Below are 18,331 nucleotides of genomic sequence, written 5' to 3' on the forward strand. Positions count from 1 at the left end.
TTATTCACGATGCTTAAATTCGCCTTCGGCAAAACCTTCTCGCCAATAGCTAGTAATATGAAAAGCATCTGGCTGCAAATGTGGATATTTATCCTTAACGGCATGACGAACAGCTTGTGCCAACGAACGTTCCATTCCGCCCCAAAATAATAACTTATCTTGCCCTGATAAATCGGCACTGATCACCGCATCAATTAACTGATGAGGGTTATTTGAATTTTGCACCAACCAGTTAACCTCAACACTTTTATTAACTGGTAATGACACCATATCACTTTTATGATTAACCTGCATAAAAGCAAAAACCTTTTGTTTTTTAGGCAGATGCTCAAGTGTATAACAAATGGCAGGCACTGCTGAAATATCGCCCATCAAAACCAAACAATCATCAGTAAATTTCAACTTACCGGCAGCGCCAATTAAACCAATTTGATCGCCAACCTTAGCTTTTTGCGACCAAACCGAAGCTAAACCAGTGTCATGAATGGCAAAATCAACAAAAAATTGATTGGCAACATGATCAAACTCGCGCACGCTATAGCTACGAACAAGCTGACGCAACTTATCGTCAACAAGGATTTTATTATTTGCATCAAGTTGCGGAAACTCAATTAAGCCAGTTAAAGGATCTGGAAACAACAATTTTAAATACGGACAAATCCATAATGGATCAATATTAACTGGTTTATTGCAACCAAACTCAATGCGAATAAAGCTCGGTGAGATTTTTTCAACATTCAATACTGTTAATAACGCATTAACAATGACTTTTTTGTTTATTTTGATTTTTTGTTTTTTTTCATCCATCATGTCCACCTTTATTTTTATTGTTAATTAAAATCATCATACAACAAAAAATGTTAGAGTTATGCTATTTTTACAATTGAAGAAATAGATACACTTGTTCGACCTAATAGTGGAGGAACAAGTGCAAGCAAAAAAACTAATTGCCGAATAAATTTAAAACGTTAACTTACCAAAAGCACCACACCAATCTTGATTAAACTTAGTAATTGCTGCATCCACAGCTGGATCAGAAATAAACTGTTCTGCCACATCTACCGGTAACGTAATAGACTTGCAACCTGCAAGCATACAATCTAACACTTGCCTTGGTGTTCTAAAACTGGCGGCTAATACCATCGACTGTGGCTATGCAAATCTAATAGTTTTTGCAATTCGAGCACGGTATCTTTACTATTTCCACCTTGAGCATCAATACGATTGACATAAGGTGCAATATATTTAGCTCCTGCTAATGCTGCCAAAAAGCCTTGCCCTGCCCCATAAACAGCCGTGCCTAACGTAGGAATACCTTGTTGGGCTAGTGCTTTTATTGCAATCAAGCCTTGCGCATTAACAGGGATTTTAGTCACAATCGACGGCACCGCCTTTCTAAGTTGATGAGCCTCTTTTATCATTTCGTCGGCATTACTTGAAAGCACTTGGGCAAACAGCAATTTATCTGAACCTAGCACCTCTTGTAATTCATCTAATAACGAAAAAATTGACTTGCCCGATTTTGCTACAATGCTTGGATTAGTGGTAACCCCACTAATAGGTAACACCTTGGCTAAACGTTTAATGGCGACAATATCGGCGGTATCTAAGTATAATTCCATGGTTAACTCCTAGTTAAAACCAACAAACATCTATTAACGTATACGTATAACGCTCTTTGTATTACAAATTTTGCGTGACAGCTATAGTAAAAAAAACTGATCCAACCGCCTAGAAGACAATTTTGTCATTTACTGGATTTTTGTACGCTAAATAAGAAATTGAGATTTAGATCACACAACTAAAAATTCACATTAACCTATTAAATAAAAAAATTTATGTTTGTTTTTATCTTTCCCATATCCGTATATAATCTAAGCAACATAGTACATAACTTTATTTATTATCAAGTTGTTTTTATGACAAAAATCATTAACGAAAAATTAGCCAAACTAGTCAATAACCAAGAGTCAATCAATCATATCTATTTTGCCAATAGTAATGCTTGCCCCCCTTTACTTGCCTACCAAGTCAACTTTCCTAGAATTGAAATCATATTAGAAGGCAAGCAACAAATGCAATGGGCGGATAATAATGGAAAAATTATTGAAAAAATATTATCGACTAATGATCTTTTATATATTTCCCCTCAAAGTTGGAACAACCCCATTTGGACAACCCCTGTTACATCATTAAGTATTTTGTTTGGAAAACAACAAATTGGAATGAGCTTATTGCACTGGGATGGCACTCAATTAATCCCCCATGGACAAGTAAACAAATCTAGGCGGGGGCCAAGAGTGGGAACATTTATCATTCAAGCACTTACAGAACTAAATTGGCAAAATCAACCACAGGAGCAAAACCAAACAGCATACTTTCTGATTCAAAGCTTGCTCAGCAATACACTAGATTTACTTAATGTTGAGATCGAAACATCATCCAAAACCACCAGCTTATTTGAAGCTATTCGCCAATACATTGATACCCACTTTCGTGAAAATATTACACGCGACTTTTTAGCTAACATGTTTTACATTTCGCCCAATTATTTATCACATCTATTTCAAAGCGAGGGAAAAATAGGGTTAAATGAATACCTAAATCATATTCGTTTAGAATATGCCAAATCGCTATTAAAAGATTATGATCTAAATATAAAAGAAATTGCTCTAGTATCGGGGTTTAAAGATAGTAATTATTTTTGTCGGATTTTTAAAAAAAAGACAGAGCGAACACCAACCGAATATCGTCGACAATATCATAGTAAGTTAATGTGCAAATAGTTTTTTCACAGTTAACGTTCAAACGCTTTTGTTTTTCACAATGAGCTATAGAAAAAGTCGAACCATTAGAAGCTCAAGAATTTATTATTAATGATTTCGGTCAAGCTAATTATCAATTTCCAATAAACGGTAAGCAATCAGCATTTGCCAAATTAGTTGATAACAACGGCAATGAAAAGACTATTTGGTCGAAACAGATTAATCGATTTTTAAATGACAATAAAGCAGAAAAAGGAGATAAGATTATAATATAAGGTGATAAGTTTATAATGAATAAGAATCAAATTAAGACTATAAACTTATCACAGATAGAAATTTAAAAACCACATGAGTGGCTTTTATGCTCTTAAATTAATCAGTCCATTTTCCTGTATTAGTTGGTCTACTAAGACTAACCATTGCTTTGTGATAGTTTTCACAATTCAAACTATCACCATCAATTTCACCGTTCTCACATTTTTTACGGTATTCATCTAGTAGTTCTTTGTTATTTTCAAAGTCTTATACAGTATAGGTCTTCTCATTACATCCGAATAAAAACATGGCAGTAATCATTACTAGTATTTTTTTCATATAAATTCCTTATAATTGTGGGTTAATATTAAATTAAGATCTATTGTGTTTCGTTAAGGAATCATTTACTGCTAATCTTAGCAAATCAGATATTGTTTTTAAAGGCAACTTTGCTCGTTTATTTTTTATTTCAATATCGTCTAATTCTTCATATTAGCTTTCATCAATTTCAAACGAAATTTTTCTGATGACTTTAGATTTAGATTCTTTTTTACCGCTAGAATATGGACAATCTGCTAATTCATCAGCCAGTTTATTTGCTTAGTTGTTTATAGTAATTTGATAAGACATTGTAATGAATATAAATAAAAAACAAAATTAACACTTTATCAAAGACAAGAGATTTGTCACATAAATCATAAAGAAAGAATAACTGTCACTGAATTGGCTAAACGCTTTATGGTTAGTCGTCCAACTATTTATAACGTACTAAAGAAAGCCCGATTGAAGCTGTTTGTGCATCTAACCAGTATAGTTAAACGTTATAAAACAATTAGTTATAAATCTAAACATCTGGTTAAAGTTAAAAAGTCCATTGAAGATAAATTAAGACAACAAGCTAACTAAACACTATAACAAAACCTATCCGGGCGAAATAATCACTGAATAGCATAACCAATGATTTCTAAACCGCATGTGCGGCGGTAAACAAGGTAATTTGCTGCAAGACTGGGATGATGACTTTCTAAACCGCCTATTCGGCGGTAAACGGCTTGATTGTTGATTATTGAATGATTAATTTTTTCTAAACCGCCTATTCGGCGGTAAACCCGACGAAGTGGAGCGCCGATTTTTGTTTATCTTTCTAAACCGCCTATTCGGCGGTAAACCATCTTTATGTTCTGAAGTTAATTTTTCTTCTTTTCTAAACCGCCTATTCGGCGGTAAACGAATATCTGCTCCGGCGTCGTGAAACATATGATTTCTAAACCGCCTATTCGGCGGTAAACATTTTTTGAGCGCGCAGTTAATGGCGGCAGCATTTCTAAACCGCCTATTCGGCGGTAAACTAATATTTGCTGTTGTGATTTGCTCAACCCATTTTCTAAACCGCCTATTCGGCGGTAAACTGTAACAGATGTAAGGTGGGCTTGTTCCCTGATTTCTAAACCGCCTATTCGGCGGTAAACAACAAGCTTAGCTTCGTCTTCACTTAGTAATGTTTCTAAACCGCCTATTCGGCGGTAAACTAGAAACCGATATACTATAAACCCTGTTTAGCAAAAGGCAAATAGGATTTCTATTTTCAAAAACCCTTTTTTGTAGCACTTCCCTAATATGTTGTTTTTATTTGCTTTAATTTATTAATAAAAAAAAGGGTTGGCAGCGTTTTGGTTATTTTTATGATGGGTTAATTTTACTGTTAAAAATTATTCAGGTAGCATATTGATTTTATTAAATTTTAGTTTTGTATGTTTTTAAAGTAAAACATACAAATCCAAAAAATAAAAAATCAATCTAACTTAGGATGCTGATCCACTAAATTCTGTCGCTGAGCCTGCAGAGTTTCGATCTTCTGTTCAATATCTTCGACTTTGTGCTCAATTGTGTCAAAGTGATCCGATAAGATTTCTTTGGCTTCTGAACGATCTGATGCCGCTGGCGTTGCGCCACGCAATGGTTGGTTTGCGGTTTCTCTCATCTTTATGCCAGTAAGTAATCCAATTAATGCTACAACCATTAGATAATATGCTGGCATATATAGATTATGACTTTCTTCAACCAGCCAAGCGATAACGGTAGGTGTCGCACCGGCAACTAATACCGAGATATTAAAAGATATCGCCAATGCACTATAACGAATACTGGTTGGAAAGATAGCCGGTAAAATGGAAGCCATAACGCCAGTAAAACAGTTAAGTAATACAGCTAAAATCAGTAATCCTAAGAAAATAAGACCAATAATGTCACTATTGATCATAATGAAAGAGGGATAAGAAAGAATTAATAAACCTAAGCTACCGCCAATAATAAATGGTCGGCGACCTATTTTATCACTAATAAATCCAATCAATGGTTGCACAAAGAGCATGCCTATCATAATGGCAATAATAATTAGCACCCCATGTTCTGTATGATAATTTAGGTTGTGAGATAAGTAGCTAGGCATATAAGTAAGCAACATATAATAAGTCACATTAGTGACAATCACAAGCCCTACACAAACCAGTAGGCTCTGCCAATATTTGGTTATGATCTCTTTAAATGTCATTTTAGGTTGATTGGTAATATGATCACGATCATTTTGATCCATTAAATCGGTATGCTGTTGAAATGCTGGTGTTTCATCTAATGCATGACGTAAATAAAGCCCAATTAATCCAAGTGGCAAAGCAAATAAGAATGGAATTCGCCAGCCCCAATCATGAAATGCGTTTTTACCAAGAATGCTTGATAATAATACCACTAAGCCAGCGCCAACTAAAAACCCAGCAATAGAACCAAAATCTAACCAACTCCCCATAAAGCCACGTTTGCGATCTGGCGAGTATTCGGCAACAAATATGGCTGCGCCAGAATATTCGCCGCCAATTGAAAAGCCTTGCGCGAATTTAGCTAGCAGTAATAATACGGGCGCGGCGATGCCAATTGAGGCATAAGATGGAATTAAACCAATACAAAAAGTGCTTAATGACATTATGATAATGGTGATTGATAATACTTTTTGTCGTCCAAATTTATCGCCAAGAATACCAAAAACCAATCCCCCTAACGGCCGAACTAAAAACGGTACCGAAAATGTGGCAAGCGCTGCCACCATTTGAACACTTGGCGAAGCATCAGGGAAAAAGACTTGCCCTAATACATAAGCTAAAAAGCCATACACACCAAAATCAAACCACTCCATTGCATTACCTAACGCTGCTGCGGTAATGGCTTTTTTTAACTTGCTATCATCAATTATTAAAATATCGTTGATGTTTAATGGTTTGTTTTTGGACTTTCTTATTTTTTTCATAAAATACCGCCTGTTTACCTAGAAATAATAAAAAGGAATGATGCAACAAGGTAAACGGTTACCTTTTAATACATAAAAACAATACTTTTTTGGACTACACATCAAGATGTGTTTATCAGCTAATTAAAATTGAAGCAAAAGACAGCAAAGATAAAAAAAGAGGATAATAAAAAAGCAAAAATTAATGTTTTATTGTCTATTTTGTTTTTAGCAAATCACAACAAAACAATTCCTTTTCGTGAAGATTGAATACCAATTATAGCAAAATCCCCTTATTTTGTAAAATCCAGCAAATAAACTGCTAATCATGTAGCGGTGTAAACATAATTAGCAGTTTATTTTTTTGAACAAAAATAGATCCCAATCACAATGAATACTATTGAAACAAGATGAAAATAGGCAACTGGTGTATGTAAAAACACAATACTGAAAATGCCAGCTGATAAGGGGATGATATGGGTATAAATTTGCCCTCTTGTTGCGCCAATTTCAACTATGCCTTTATTCCAAAATAAATAAGATAGCCAAGATGCAAAAATAGCAATATAGAGTAAACCCAGCAAAAAGTCAGGGGTAGTATAATGTGCTAGATTAGAAACTGGATAACAATAAAAATAGACTAAAGCAATGGGCAATAGCATTGCTGAACCTAACACTGCACTGATAGTTACAAAGGCATTACCCGATATCGATTTATCTTTTAACCGCAAAAATGCGCTATAACAAGCCCAGCTTAGTGCCGATGCCATTGCCCACAGGTCACCTTTGTTGATATTGCTAAGTTCACTTAAATTGGTTAGGTTTCCTTGTAAAATTAAATAAATCACACCGATAGTACTAAATAAAACCCCTAAAATATTATTTTTTGAAATCGTATCATTAAATAATAATTTATTCATAACCAATACCATGCATGGCGTTGCCGAAAGGTAAATTGACGCATTAAGCGATGAGGTATATTGCAATCCAATATAAAGTGTTAACGGGAACAAAATTTGCCCAAAAATAGCAAGCAAACATATTGGCCAAATCGATTTTTTAATTTTAGGCAGATCACTGCGGAGTTGTTGATGGTATAAACACAATAATAACAGCGCAGTGATGACCCAACGACCTTCAGATATTACCATAGGATCGGCTTGTGTAACTAGAACGCGCCCAACAACATAATTTCCGCCCCAAAAGCAAGCCGCTAATGTAAGTAACAAATATGGCATAATAATACCCTAACATTAAAATGAAGATATAATGACTGTTGAGCGTATTATATACCTAAAAACAGTCAGAAAATAACGCAGTTGAAAAACAAACACGCCACCTAATTTAAATTCACTGATTTCGGCTAATTTATGTAAATTTCGATAAGACTATCAACTTAATCTAGAATCCTTATTTGTTATCCTTTAAAATAATTAAATCTAAACTGATAAGGTGATCCCTATGCGCTGGAGAGACCAAAGAGAGAGTGATAACATCGAAGATCGTCGCTCACAATCAGGAAGTGAAATGGGAACAAAAATCCCCATTGGTGGTAAAGGCAAAGTTGTTTTATTTATTGTCGTGTTAGTGGCGGGCTATTATGGCGTTGATTTGACCGGCTTGTTAAATTCAAATCTAATTGATACTAGCAGTACTGAGCAAAGTACCAATCAATATTCAATTGATGATGAAGATGCTGCTAAATTTACATCAATCATTTTAGCCAGTACTGAGGATTATTGGCATCAAGAATTTCAACGTTTAGGCAAAACCTATGTTCCCCCCAAATTAGTACTTTATAAAGGCGCAACAAGAACATCGTGCGGCACAGGGAAAACCTTTATGGGGCCGTTTTATTGCAGTATTGATAAAACCGTTTATCTCGATATGTCGTTTTATCAAGAGATGAAACAGCGACTTGGCGGTGGTGGTGATTTTGCTCAGGGCTATGTGATTGCGCATGAAATTGGTCATCATGTACAAAATTTGCTGGGTACTTTTAGCCAAGTTGAACATTTAAAGCAGGAGCAATCAACAATAACTAATAATCAATTATCCGTTAAATTAGAGCTGCAAGCTGATTGTTTTGCTGGTATGTGGGGCAATGCAATGCAGCAACAAAATCGACTAGATACAGGTGACATTGAACAAGCCTTAAACACAGCAAAAGCTATTGGCGATGATCGCTTGCAACAACAAAGCGAAGGATATGTGGTGCCCGATAGTTTTACGCACGGCACATCTAAACAACGTTATAGTTGGTTTAAACGAGGATTTGATAGCGGTGCAATTAATGAATGCAATACATTTGCCCAATAAGGAAAGAATATGCTAAATAAGTTAGTTAACCGCGTTTTATTAGTGAATGATGACGGATTTGATGCACCGGGCATTAAGTTATTGCAAGAAATCGCAAAGCAAATAGCCCACGAGGTTTGGCTTGTTGCGCCAGCGATAGATCAAAGTGGTGTATCGTGTTCGGTAAGCCTAAAATCGCCATTTAGGGTTGCTCAGCGTGGTAAACACGAATTTGCCGTTTATGGCACACCTGCCGATTGTTCGTTATTTGCGATTAAATATTTGATGGCGGATCATTTACCTGATGTTGTGCTATCGGGAATTAATAATGGTTCGAATGTAGGCTTTGAAACAATCTTATCTGGCACGGTTGGTGCGGCAATGATGGCAATGACGTTGGGCATTCCTGCGATTGCTTTAAGTCAAGTAACCAGTGAAGATAATCAGCCAACTAATTGGGATTGTGCTAAGCACCATGCACAATCAGTTATCGCTAAATTACTTTCGTTATCGGCTCCCAAAAATATCTGCTTTAATGTCAATTTTCCTGCCTGTGCAGCACATCAGGTTAAAGGTTTGAAAATAACCAAACAAGGCGATAGCGATGTAAGTCGTTTTGTGGTGATGCCAACCCAAGATCCCGAAGGCAACGACTATTTTTGGTTTAGAGCTAAACGCAATTTGCAAGTAATTGATGATAATAAAGAACTTGATGGTGTTAATGCCGATTTTATTACCATTACACCATTGAGTTATGAAAGGACAGATTATGTCTTTTATGAAAAACTATTAAACACGTTTAATCTTTAATTGTTTTTTGGCGATTTGTCTTCCTAACTATTAGGAAGACAAATTTGCTATTAATTATATTTAATCCACTTTATTTTGTGGATCTTTTACCAATGCACAAAATAATAATGATACTGCGACCATAACTAACGCAATCCAATAGATGAGCTCATGCCCATAGGCTTTTGAGACAAATCCTTGTAGCATTCCAGCGATAATTATGCTAAAGACAACACCATTATTAAATAAGGTTGAAGCCACGCCCATTTGAGTTGGCAATAAGTCCTGAAAATAGATAATGCCAATATTGGCCACTATCCCAATAAATAGCGCGTTAAATAGCTGTAATGCTAACAAAGCGGTTTTATCGGTACAAAAAATCATGCCAATATAAAAAATTAAACCGCAGATAATCGCAATAAAAAATAGATTTCGTTTGCCTAAATAAGGCACTAAATATCCAGCAATAATCATAACGGGAATTTCAATACCTGCAGCAAGCCCCATTAACACCCCTGGCAATGAATCAGATAGATGCAATGCAACATCCACATAAATCGGCATATCAATGATATACATCATGTTTGCTGTCCACATAAATACGGTGGATAACAATAAGCAAAGCACATTTCTGTTTTGCCAAATTGGTTGACTTGCCGCTTGTAGCTCTGTTGCGTTATTTAGTTGTGAAGTGGGATTTTTGGCAACCGAAGGTAAAAAAATGGCAACAAACAGCATCGCGACCATAAACATGCTCATGGCGGTTAAATACATAACCGTAAAGCCAAATTTAACGGCTAAACCAAATGAAATTGGCGGACCAAACACCCAAGCTAGCGAAAGTTGAGCACGAATAAGTGAATTAAAGGCCACAACATTACGCCCCGTTTTTACCGCATATTCGCGCGCTAGGGCAAAAATTTGTGGCATAGCAGCAGAAGATAACGCAGCAAACAGTACCCCAAGGGTGATTAACACTAAATAGTGACGTGAAAAGGCGAAGATGACGCTGTTAGCAATACCCATTAAACAGCAGAAAATGACAATATAACGCCTGTCACCTTTTTGGTCGGAATATTTAGCCAATAAAAAGCTACCCACAATGCTTGCTAAAGCATTAATCGAGAAAAAAAGCCCTACTAAACGAGAATCAACGTTGACTTCAAAGGTTAAAAATCGACTTAATGTGGGAGATTGTAAAGCGCCTGCAATACCCACAATAAAAGTGGTAACTAGAAAAGCAAAAAAAATAGTGCCTTGTTTTTGGCGAAATGAAGATATATTAGCCATATCAATAAATAATAGAGGAGGGTTTCTGCCAATTATATACTTAAAATCGACATACACGTAACAAAATTTCGAACTAAAATTCGAACTAAAATAAGCTTTCTTCGATTTTTTTGACCATTTATTATAGTTTAAATCGACGCTAATGTGACTTTAAATTTTACAGCAGTAATAATTTGAATTTATTATGATTGATGTGATAATGATGAATCTGTTTTCCAGAAAATAAGGTAATAAGATTTGCAATATGATAGCTAATTGACAATTAAGCAATAGTGAGGCACGCAATTTTACCAATAAATAACCCAATTTACTAACCTATCTATTTGATATAAATAAATTAAAGTGTTGATAGATATTGAATAATATTCTTTTTGGTCACTTTTTCTAAAATCACTGCATTTTTATCTTGAAAATAGCCGTTATTAGTTATTTCATGATTAGCATCTTGAACAAATCGCACAGGATCATAAAAATTGAAGGTATAGTGACGGTTATTTATGGTGACGTTGAAATTTAAAATGATACCTTTTGCTTCACTTTCAAATTGTAATAAATCGTCATACCAATCAGGTAGTTGAATCATCATTTATCCTATTTTTTGCTATATAAAATCTTATGCTGAAAATCTAAAAATTTTTGATGCATGATATTATTGATTGTATATCAATAGATTAAATATTTATTAACTGGTTGTCTTTGTTATTTTATTCAAATACTTTCAACTTTGATAATCGATAATCGCCTTTATCGTACACACATCCAAGTAAAACATTCCCTTGGGTCTTTATGGTTATTTCACGCTGATAACAATACTGCTGTTCAAAGTGCCATGCTATATTTGCAATATCAAGATATTTTAAGATAAGCTCAAAACTACTATTAGCATTGATAGTAAAATCATTTAAAAATGTAAAAGAGCTACGCTCGACATCAACGCCTAATGAGTATATTTTGGCTTCTATTATCATGATTTCTATTGCCTGATAAAAATAGCTAAAGCCTTCGTCTTTATTAGATTCATCAAAGTAATGTTTTTTACCTAATACTTTGGGGGGTAAAATTGCATATAATGCTTGTTCGGATAACCCTACTTTTAAGCCTAAATAACTACCTGTTTCTAGAAAGTTTTTTATATTCATTGATTTATCCATAACATGGGGAATAGATATAACACATAAAAAAACACGCGGTATTATTATTACCTTAACCCTTTGTTATCACAACGAGTATTTATTGGCTTTTTAGTACTATTTATGCTGAGCACTATTTAACATCATATAAATAAAATCCCTCTTCAGTGAGATAAAAAACCCGTTTGCAATCTTGCGTAAATATGGAAGATATCAAAAATGGCCTGAGATCATCATAATTAATGGCGTGCTGAATAAAATCGATCAATTGTGCTTTAAATGCCCTGACTAGTTGCCCTGCAAATATGGCTTTTTTACCCTTATAAACAATTAAGTTATGTGCAATATAATAGCTATCCTTTTCAAGGAGATAAACAAGGTCTGAAAATGACTGAGTAAATAAAGTTAAATTGCCCTTACGCACAACGTCTAACATGTTGAAAAATATATCTTGCTTATCAGTTCCTAATACAAATTCTTTGTTGGCTAAATTTTTAAATACGTAATTATTTTTCATTGTTCTATTTATGATGACTTAATATCTGTAAGTAACTGCTTTAGTCGTCTAATTTCATTAATTAATCTTGGTATATCCTGTCGTGCATGAGCAATAAATTCTTGATCGGCAATAGTTGCGCCAATAAGCTCGATGTCTTCGCCTCGATTATTGTTATCACCTGTCATGATAAAATTACCACCACTAGTATGATCTCTATCCTCAACATAAGACACCCAAGGTCCTTTAGTTGCGTTATTACATCGCATTTGTATCAATTTTAATTCGTCATCAGAGATATTCGTTGTTCGTTGCATTGACACCTCTTTAGCTAAGCACGGTAAAATAATGGGAAAAGTTGATTATCTTGATTGCTAAATGCAGTATATAACCATAAATTGATCATTAAATAAATTTAAAACCAGTAAATCATCTCGATAAACAAACATAATGATTTATATTTCTAGGCAAAATCATCCTATACTTTAATTAAATTTTATTATTAACAAACTTATATCCATTAATCATTTTATTTTTCTGCATAATCCAGTTCAAAAAGTTAATCGGCTATTCTTCTATTATCATTTTAAACCAATCTTAACGCAGTTGTTGGCTCTGATACAAAATTGGGAACTAAATAGTTTTGTTTTAGATTGTTTTAAAAAATAGTCTTATCATTTGTTATTTAATCGTCGTTTTAACTTTCTTATTTCAGGCGTTAATGCAAAGCAGTCTTCTATAGGCTCATCAGATAACGACCAATAATCAATGAGATCCATATAATCATCATGATTATGAAATAAAAGCGCTAATACTTGGCTAATTTTTGGCGATGACGCGCTCATTCCCGATGATAATAAATCATTGGTCACATCAAGTAATAAAGTCATGAGTATGTGCTTTTGTAACTTTGAATATGTTGAATTAACATAAGCATAGAGGTATTTATCGAGCCATGTTTGCGTTCGATACTGATCGGGCAGTTCATACGCCCAATCTTGAGTGAATTTATCACCGAGTGGTAAATGTAGATCGTTACATAGCTGTTTTAGTTCCCACATATTTTATTCTTTCATTATTGATGAAGCTATAATTGATTGTTGCGTTACAGCTCTAAAAAATTATCATTTTCTGCATAATAATTTAATGATTGAATAAAGTCATCTATCGTGGCTGACGGCTTTTGATCTAAGACAACATCAACAACATCAGCAAATTGTTGACCTGAATAAAGATAATGTAAATGCTTTTGCCGTACAAGAGGAGGGTAAATTTCTTGTCCATCATCATCGACTTCAGGATAGTCATCAATATAATAGCTTTCTTGATTTTCCAACTCTTTGTCTTCAACGCCATATACACAAAAATCATCATCTCGTTCAAGACTATTTTTCATATAGTTGATTATATCGTTTATTGAATAAAGATTTTCTTTGATAAGCATGTTCCTAATACTCCTATATCATTTTGGATCATTATAATATTGCGAATATAATCTCTACTTTTATAAAAAGGCCGTTTCAGCATAACCTATTTTTATCATTGAGAGATTTTTTAATTTAACGCCGATACCATGTTCACTATCGCCAGACCAGGCAAACATAAAGCCATATTCATCCTTTTCTGGTAATAAGTAAATTTTAATGAGTGAAATTTGCGATAATACTTTACCGCCATCTTGCTTATAAACTTGAGTAATATAAGCCGTGATTTCATTATTGATGATGTGATGAAGTTCGACTTGGTGAGATTTAATAAAATCGATATTATTTAGCATGTTATTATCAGACTCAAAGGATTCTAGATAAATAATCGGGATACATTGTTGGCTAAAACTAGCCAACAGAATATCTATTGCTATGCCTTCGTCCTCAATAATATAGCTGTTTATATTTTGGCGATTGTTCTTTTCCATTTATTAATCTCGGTTAAATTTGTGGCGAGTATGTCCCGATTAGCGCTAAACCTGTTGAAGTTAGCATTATACTCTACCTGATTGAAGCATTTTCCCTTTTTGACCACCCCATTGGTCATCAATAATGTAGTGAGCAGTAATCGGCACAAGTGCAGGTACAAAGGTAAATTTATAAAAAACTTCATCACCTTCACAAATTTCATAATGCAGTGAATATAATGGTGCATCTAATTGTAGGTTAACAGTAAATTTTTCTGTCGCCGAGGCAACTTCAATCACATTGTCAGGATGTGTATAAAAAGGAACAACAATGCAGCGTTGGGTTTGGTTATCCATTATAAAATTATCTGCTAAGGTTAAAACGACATTCGCACCGAAAGCATCATCAGGTAATGGATCAAAAATAACATAATCGTGATGAATAACGGCACCTTGTTCGATATTTTGGTTGCCCCATTGCGATAATTCTTCACTGAATGGTCTTGATCTAACCAAAATTTGACTATGAGATATTAATAAATCCACAACCTGCTGTTTGTTTTTTTCCATCAACAATCCCCTCTTTTACACACTATAAAATCATCAAATTAAATATAGGAAACCGCTGGATTGTTTACACCACATAATTAAACTAATCCGCTAACACTTACAAGGCGTTTTACTAAAAATCGATTAAGTTTTGTTTTCTATTTTTTACATCACTAACTATTTGCTTATTATGCCACATCCCAATGAAAGTAAACATATTTTTCTGATTTTTCATTCATTTATTAGCTAGCATCTTTTGTGAATGTTTAATTGATTCGTTAGTATCATAGGTCTTAACCAATAGATGCTGCAAAGTCTCAATTAATCACCAAACGGCATAGAATCCTGAATATTTTTTACAAAAATATGACCGAAGAAATGAGCCTCACATCTTCATTAAAATACCTATCTCTTTTAGTTTTCCCATTCTTTTGTCGGCTAGCAGGTTTTGTGAATGTTTGAGTGATACGTTAGTATCATAGGGATTAACCAATAGCATACGGTAAAGTCTCCATTAACCGCCAAACGGTATAGAATCCTGAATATTTTTTACAAAAATATGACCGAAAAATCGACAGTTGGGTAAATACCCTGCCTGTTTTAGTAGATAGCAGATTATTTAATTCTTCATGAGGTCTTTCGGTGTTATCTATATGACTTAAAAAGAATATAACAAAACTTATTTAACTAAAATAAGATTAAGTGGGTTATTTAATTCAATTACTATTTTGAAATTGGCACTTGATTCCACCCTAAGAAAGTGATTGGGTAATTCAATTGCATTAATGAATGGGTTTGATGTTTCGAAATAGATCACCCATTTTAAATCATCCTTAGGTGTTAAGTAGGCGATAAAACCTTCCGAGCCATAGCTTCCTTCACCTAAAAAGCATTTATTACCATTTGTTAGGGTGATTTTTTGGATGATATCTATATTAGTGATATTATCAGGATCTTTATCCAAAAAAAGATTAAGGTGGAATGGTTTCCCTTTTTTAATTAACAATTGGGGATAAAACTGGGCTGAAAGGGATATCGATTCACCAGTAGAAAAGTAAATCCCGTCTTTTATAGGTAACGTTTGTTTATTCCATAACGCCAATATTTTTGTCATCTAAGCACTCTTTTATATGTTAATCCCAAAAAGCGTGGTTAATTTATTGCATAATCAAATCTAGATTTGATGCAAGTATTATAAATCTCTATTAGCTAATTTATACGGAATATTCATCAAAGTAGCCTTTTGTTTTTTATCGAACATTACTTTATATTTGCTTAATGTCGAGTGATTAACTGAACTATAATGCTCTAATTCAGTGCTTAGTGTACCATCATCCTCCCAATCACATAATGGGCAAACATCGTATTGTCCTTGATGAGTTAAGGTTAAATAATGGCAACAAGGGCATGCATGCAAAATATCTTCGTCCCCTATAATGGTAATAGATTTACCATATAAAGCACTAACATATTGTTTTAAATATTGATTAGAATAGCCTTTCAATTTAATATCAATAAAATAGCCTAATAAAAACGGTTGAATAGCATCATCATAGATATTTGTATATGCTAAAGGTTGACCATCTTTATCAAGATAATTTGCAAAGAGAATATTCTCAATATCCTGTTTTGAAGATTGTGCAATCATTTCGATAGCTAACAGTGTTAAAGCGAGTTTTCGGCTGAGCGTCTTCATTGAGTTAAAGTGAACGATGATAAATTATCTAATTTATCAAAAATACAGTTTGATCACTACCTCGCTTTTTATTTTATGCTTATGATAAATGAAAAACTGGAACAATAAAAAAGATAGAATGTGAAATATGGAAAGATTAAATATTGATCTTATTGATATTATTAACAATGGCGGCTTTTTAAAGTGCCTGCCTGCTTTAGCGCAAGATGCTTTTTTTCGACGTTGCCGAATAGAAACAATGAAATCAGCCATTTTGTACACAGCTAAAATCGGACTTTTTGATATAGAAATAGGTCTTGATAAAAAAGAACATAGTGGCTATGAACTCATTAATTTATCTGAAGATAACCATGAAGTTAGTGGTATCGCTATCCATGATACTTATGGAATAATGAAAACAAATTTTAATGCTTTATTACCAGCTAATATTATCCAACTATTGCCTGAGCATACAGTAAACCATATAGATAATATAGAACAAATTGAAATACACTTCTGTAGTGGAAGCACTATAATTTATCAGCGAGCTGACTTACCGCCTGCGGTGATATCCAATACATTAAAGAGCGTCATTTTTTGAATTGGAATAATGTGTGATTTGTTTATCGTCATCAATTAATATATGATTATTATTGATTATATAAGGAAAAATAGAGATAACATTTCAAAAGAAGATCTCAAAATTTAATCAATTAAAATTGAGTCACATGAAAAAAGAAATGTTGCCCTTGATCTGTTGCGATACCCAAAAGGTAATAAAAAATGAACTCTATCGATATTATAAAAAGCTATTTGGCAGGCACACTTTCTCCACAGGATTTTCAAAAAGAACTTTATTATAATAAGGATATTGAAGATCTTCTATCGGAAGAGAACCAAATTCCCCCCTATACCAACAGATATAAAAACGCATTTTTATATCTTATTGAAATTGATATTTTATTGCCATCAGGTGAAATCAATAGTAAAGATTTACTTTCAAAGTTTCTCGCTAAAAGAAATATTAACTTCTCGTTAAATAATGAACATGAAAAAAAGTATGATCTATTCATGAAAATTCAGCCAAGCTGGTTAAATTTAACTGAACCATACTTTAATTTAATCATGAATAAACATCGGGATAAAGTTGGAGTTGAATTAGAAAGAGCGTTAAAATTAGAAATTAAGAAAGATTTTAAATTCTTAAAAAATAGACCTAAGTGGCTCCAATCCCCAAACTGGCCAACCGTAGATAACAAACCATTAATTTTTATAGGTCAATTAGATATAACCGAAATCAGCCACGATATTACCTATTTATATATTTTTTTAAATGAAAAGGAAAATACATATATGACTTTTGAGCAATCAACATAAACAATAACTAACTGGCAACACGGCGATATGATTTAATAATAATTCTATCGGGGTGTCATATCTAGCAAAATCTCAAGCGATATATCATGAATAAATTGAAAATTAAGCAACAAAAGTTTGAAGTCAAACATTACTGGTCCCCAGATATACATGATCCTTGGCGATGGAAACCAGAAGACAATGCAGTATTTTACTTATTAGAAATGAATATTGGTATTACAGGAAAGGATGAAACAGATATTTATTCAATTATTATTGCCACTCCAGAAGGGATAATGAATTTAAATAACAACAGAATGCAACAACCTAAATTATATAAAATGTTGTTACTATACCAATACGATTGGAATAAGGTTAGACGCACAATAGATCAGCAGCTTGCTTTGATAAATCCCACTGATGAAATACAAGCCTTGGATAAATTAGCCAGTAGTTTTTATTGGGAATATGATGCTATGAAATAACCCTAAAAAAATATGCTAATTATGAATATGTGGTGATGAGTAATTAGCACAATTTATTAAGTGATCCTTTAT

21 protein-coding genes, 1 pseudogene and 1 CRISPR repeat array are annotated in these 18,331 nt (G+C 33.7%); of the genes and pseudogenes, 7 read left to right on the forward strand and 15 right to left on the reverse strand.

The genetic code is table 11. From position 1 onward, the window contains the following. Both GQ593_RS04845 and fsa read right to left on the reverse strand, forming a co-directional pair. Positions 1 to 810 (reverse strand): siderophore-interacting protein, encoded by an 810-nt coding sequence (locus GQ593_RS04845; protein WP_160431028.1) that lies wholly within the window; start codon positions 808 to 810, stop codon positions 1 to 3. Between the two features lie 150 nt (positions 811 to 960). Next, a pseudogene (gene fsa / locus GQ593_RS04850) lies at positions 961 to 1,622 on the reverse strand (fructose-6-phosphate aldolase). 297 nt (positions 1,623 to 1,919) lie between these two features. On the opposite strand from fsa, the gene GQ593_RS04855 reads away from it, so the two are divergent. Next, complete coding sequence (locus tag GQ593_RS04855) at positions 1,920 to 2,786, forward strand: AraC family transcriptional regulator (RefSeq protein ID WP_160431029.1); 867 nt, start codon at positions 1,920 to 1,922, stop codon at positions 2,784 to 2,786. Positions 2,787 to 3,710: 924 nt separating this feature from the next. Beyond that, positions 3,711 to 3,926 carry an HTH domain-containing protein gene (locus GQ593_RS14180; protein WP_442903588.1) on the forward strand — a complete coding sequence of 72 codons (216 nt, stop codon included), beginning with the start codon at positions 3,711 to 3,713 and terminating at the stop codon, positions 3,924 to 3,926. 55 nt (positions 3,927 to 3,981) lie between these two features. Next, positions 3,982 to 4,549: a CRISPR direct-repeat array (repeat unit 28 nt; unit sequence TTTCTAAACCGCCTATTCGGCGGTAAAC). 263 nt (positions 4,550 to 4,812) lie between these two features. On the opposite strand, the gene proP is transcribed toward GQ593_RS14180, so the two are convergent. Then, positions 4,813 to 6,318, reverse strand: coding sequence for a glycine betaine/L-proline transporter ProP (proP, locus tag GQ593_RS04865; RefSeq protein WP_160431031.1), 1,506 nt, complete (start codon positions 6,316 to 6,318; stop codon positions 4,813 to 4,815). 335 nt (positions 6,319 to 6,653) lie between these two features. Next, the gene (locus GQ593_RS04870; protein ID WP_160431032.1) at positions 6,654 to 7,535 is read right to left on the reverse strand and encodes a DMT family transporter; all 882 of its coding nucleotides are present in this window, start codon (positions 7,533 to 7,535) and stop codon (positions 6,654 to 6,656) included. 223 nt (positions 7,536 to 7,758) lie between these two features. Here GQ593_RS04870 and ypfJ point away from each other — a divergent pair, with 223 nt between their 5' ends. Together ypfJ and surE are read left to right on the forward strand one after the other, a co-directional pair. Then, positions 7,759 to 8,616, forward strand: a complete 858-nt coding sequence (ypfJ, locus tag GQ593_RS04875) for a KPN_02809 family neutral zinc metallopeptidase (RefSeq protein ID WP_160431033.1) — start codon at positions 7,759 to 7,761, stop codon at positions 8,614 to 8,616. A gap of 9 nt (positions 8,617 to 8,625) precedes the next feature. Beyond that, on the forward strand, positions 8,626 to 9,405 hold the full coding sequence (surE, locus tag GQ593_RS04880) for a 5'/3'-nucleotidase SurE (protein ID WP_160431034.1): 780 nt from the start codon (positions 8,626 to 8,628) through the stop codon (positions 9,403 to 9,405). 60 nt (positions 9,406 to 9,465) lie between these two features. Here surE and GQ593_RS04885 read toward each other — a convergent pair whose 3' ends face one another. The 11 genes from GQ593_RS04885 to GQ593_RS04935 form a co-directional block, all read right to left on the reverse strand. Next, on the reverse strand, positions 9,466 to 10,674 hold the full coding sequence (locus tag GQ593_RS04885) for an MFS transporter (protein WP_160431035.1): 1,209 nt from the start codon (positions 10,672 to 10,674) through the stop codon (positions 9,466 to 9,468). 337 nt (positions 10,675 to 11,011) lie between these two features. Next, positions 11,012 to 11,260 carry a hypothetical protein gene (locus tag GQ593_RS04890; RefSeq protein ID WP_237397688.1) on the reverse strand — a complete coding sequence of 83 codons (249 nt, stop codon included), beginning with the start codon at positions 11,258 to 11,260 and terminating at the stop codon, positions 11,012 to 11,014. Between the two features lie 118 nt (positions 11,261 to 11,378). Next, a complete protein-coding gene (locus GQ593_RS04895; protein ID WP_160431037.1) occupies positions 11,379 to 11,813 on the reverse strand; it encodes a hypothetical protein in 435 nt (144 codons plus the stop codon). 124 nt (positions 11,814 to 11,937) lie between these two features. Beyond that, positions 11,938 to 12,321 (reverse strand): hypothetical protein, encoded by a 384-nt coding sequence (locus tag GQ593_RS04900; RefSeq protein ID WP_160431038.1) that lies wholly within the window; start codon positions 12,319 to 12,321, stop codon positions 11,938 to 11,940. A gap of 8 nt (positions 12,322 to 12,329) precedes the next feature. Then, positions 12,330 to 12,617, reverse strand: a complete 288-nt coding sequence (locus GQ593_RS04905) for a hypothetical protein (protein ID WP_160431039.1) — start codon at positions 12,615 to 12,617, stop codon at positions 12,330 to 12,332. A 357-nt stretch (positions 12,618 to 12,974) separates the two neighbouring features. Then, positions 12,975 to 13,361, reverse strand: a complete 387-nt coding sequence (locus GQ593_RS04910) for a hypothetical protein (protein WP_160431040.1) — start codon at positions 13,359 to 13,361, stop codon at positions 12,975 to 12,977. Between the two features lie 44 nt (positions 13,362 to 13,405). Beyond that, complete coding sequence (locus tag GQ593_RS04915) at positions 13,406 to 13,744, reverse strand: DUF7716 domain-containing protein (RefSeq protein ID WP_160431041.1); 339 nt, start codon at positions 13,742 to 13,744, stop codon at positions 13,406 to 13,408. Between the two features lie 60 nt (positions 13,745 to 13,804). Beyond that, on the reverse strand, positions 13,805 to 14,215 hold the full coding sequence (locus GQ593_RS04920; RefSeq protein WP_160431042.1) for a hypothetical protein: 411 nt from the start codon (positions 14,213 to 14,215) through the stop codon (positions 13,805 to 13,807). 66 nt (positions 14,216 to 14,281) lie between these two features. After that, positions 14,282 to 14,764: a competence protein ComJ gene (gene comJ, locus GQ593_RS04925; protein WP_160431043.1), complete on the reverse strand. Its 483-nt coding sequence runs from the start codon at positions 14,762 to 14,764 to the stop codon at positions 14,282 to 14,284. Positions 14,765 to 15,422: 658 nt separating this feature from the next. Then, positions 15,423 to 15,857 (reverse strand): hypothetical protein, encoded by a 435-nt coding sequence (locus GQ593_RS04930; protein WP_160431044.1) that lies wholly within the window; start codon positions 15,855 to 15,857, stop codon positions 15,423 to 15,425. Between the two features lie 78 nt (positions 15,858 to 15,935). Further along, positions 15,936 to 16,391 (reverse strand): CPCC family cysteine-rich protein, encoded by a 456-nt coding sequence (locus tag GQ593_RS04935; protein ID WP_160431045.1) that lies wholly within the window; start codon positions 16,389 to 16,391, stop codon positions 15,936 to 15,938. 175 nt (positions 16,392 to 16,566) lie between these two features. Between GQ593_RS04935 and GQ593_RS04940 the strand changes: the two genes are divergently transcribed. The 3 genes from GQ593_RS04940 (at position 16,567) to GQ593_RS04950 (ending at position 18,259) form a co-directional block, all read left to right on the forward strand. Then, on the forward strand, positions 16,567 to 17,019 hold the full coding sequence (locus GQ593_RS04940) for a hypothetical protein (protein WP_160431046.1): 453 nt from the start codon (positions 16,567 to 16,569) through the stop codon (positions 17,017 to 17,019). 182 nt (positions 17,020 to 17,201) lie between these two features. Further along, positions 17,202 to 17,795 carry a hypothetical protein gene (locus GQ593_RS04945; protein ID WP_160431047.1) on the forward strand — a complete coding sequence of 198 codons (594 nt, stop codon included), beginning with the start codon at positions 17,202 to 17,204 and terminating at the stop codon, positions 17,793 to 17,795. A gap of 86 nt (positions 17,796 to 17,881) precedes the next feature. Then, on the forward strand, positions 17,882 to 18,259 hold the full coding sequence (locus GQ593_RS04950; RefSeq protein WP_160431048.1) for an Imm8 family immunity protein: 378 nt from the start codon (positions 17,882 to 17,884) through the stop codon (positions 18,257 to 18,259). Positions 18,260 to 18,331 lie beyond the last annotated feature (72 nt).

The organism is Gilliamella sp. Pas-s25, assembly GCF_009795885.1.
Classification (GTDB): Bacteria; Pseudomonadota; Gammaproteobacteria; order Enterobacterales; family Orbaceae; genus Gilliamella.

Bases quoted from the DNA above. Each gene is read 5' to 3' on its own strand.
- GQ593_RS04935 (WP_160431045.1), bottom strand. From the start codon at position 16,391: ATGATTGCACAATCTTCAAAACAGGATATTGAGAATATTCTCTTTGCA.
- GQ593_RS04950 (WP_160431048.1), top strand. From the start codon at position 17,882: ATGAATAAATTGAAAATTAAGCAACAAAAGTTTGAAGTCAAACATTAC.
- surE (WP_160431034.1), top strand. From the start codon at position 8,626: ATGCTAAATAAGTTAGTTAACCGCGTTTTATTAGTGAATGATGACGGA.
- GQ593_RS04895 (WP_160431037.1), bottom strand. From the start codon at position 11,813: ATGAATATAAAAAACTTTCTAGAAACAGGTAGTTATTTAGGCTTAAAA.
- GQ593_RS04940 (WP_160431046.1), top strand. From the start codon at position 16,567: ATGGAAAGATTAAATATTGATCTTATTGATATTATTAACAATGGCGGC.
- GQ593_RS04845 (WP_160431028.1), bottom strand. From the start codon at position 810: ATGATGGATGAAAAAAAACAAAAAATCAAAATAAACAAAAAAGTCATT.
- GQ593_RS04855 (WP_160431029.1), top strand. From the start codon at position 1,920: ATGACAAAAATCATTAACGAAAAATTAGCCAAACTAGTCAATAACCAA.
- comJ (WP_160431043.1), bottom strand. From the start codon at position 14,764: ATGGAAAAAAACAAACAGCAGGTTGTGGATTTATTAATATCTCATAGT.
- GQ593_RS04910 (WP_160431040.1), bottom strand. From the start codon at position 13,361: ATGTGGGAACTAAAACAGCTATGTAACGATCTACATTTACCACTCGGT.
- ypfJ (WP_160431033.1), top strand. From the start codon at position 7,759: ATGCGCTGGAGAGACCAAAGAGAGAGTGATAACATCGAAGATCGTCGC.
- GQ593_RS04945 (WP_160431047.1), top strand. From the start codon at position 17,202: ATGAACTCTATCGATATTATAAAAAGCTATTTGGCAGGCACACTTTCT.
- GQ593_RS04870 (WP_160431032.1), bottom strand. From the start codon at position 7,535: ATGCCATATTTGTTACTTACATTAGCGGCTTGCTTTTGGGGCGGAAAT.
- GQ593_RS04885 (WP_160431035.1), bottom strand. From the start codon at position 10,674: ATGGCTAATATATCTTCATTTCGCCAAAAACAAGGCACTATTTTTTTT.
- GQ593_RS04920 (WP_160431042.1), bottom strand. From the start codon at position 14,215: ATGGAAAAGAACAATCGCCAAAATATAAACAGCTATATTATTGAGGAC.
- proP (WP_160431031.1), bottom strand. From the start codon at position 6,318: ATGAAAAAAATAAGAAAGTCCAAAAACAAACCATTAAACATCAACGAT.
- GQ593_RS04905 (WP_160431039.1), bottom strand. From the start codon at position 12,617: ATGCAACGAACAACGAATATCTCTGATGACGAATTAAAATTGATACAA.
- GQ593_RS04915 (WP_160431041.1), bottom strand. From the start codon at position 13,744: ATGCTTATCAAAGAAAATCTTTATTCAATAAACGATATAATCAACTAT.
- GQ593_RS04900 (WP_160431038.1), bottom strand. From the start codon at position 12,321: ATGAAAAATAATTACGTATTTAAAAATTTAGCCAACAAAGAATTTGTA.
- GQ593_RS04890 (WP_237397688.1), bottom strand. From the start codon at position 11,260: ATGATGATTCAACTACCTGATTGGTATGACGATTTATTACAATTTGAA.
- GQ593_RS04930 (WP_160431044.1), bottom strand. From the start codon at position 15,857: ATGACAAAAATATTGGCGTTATGGAATAAACAAACGTTACCTATAAAA.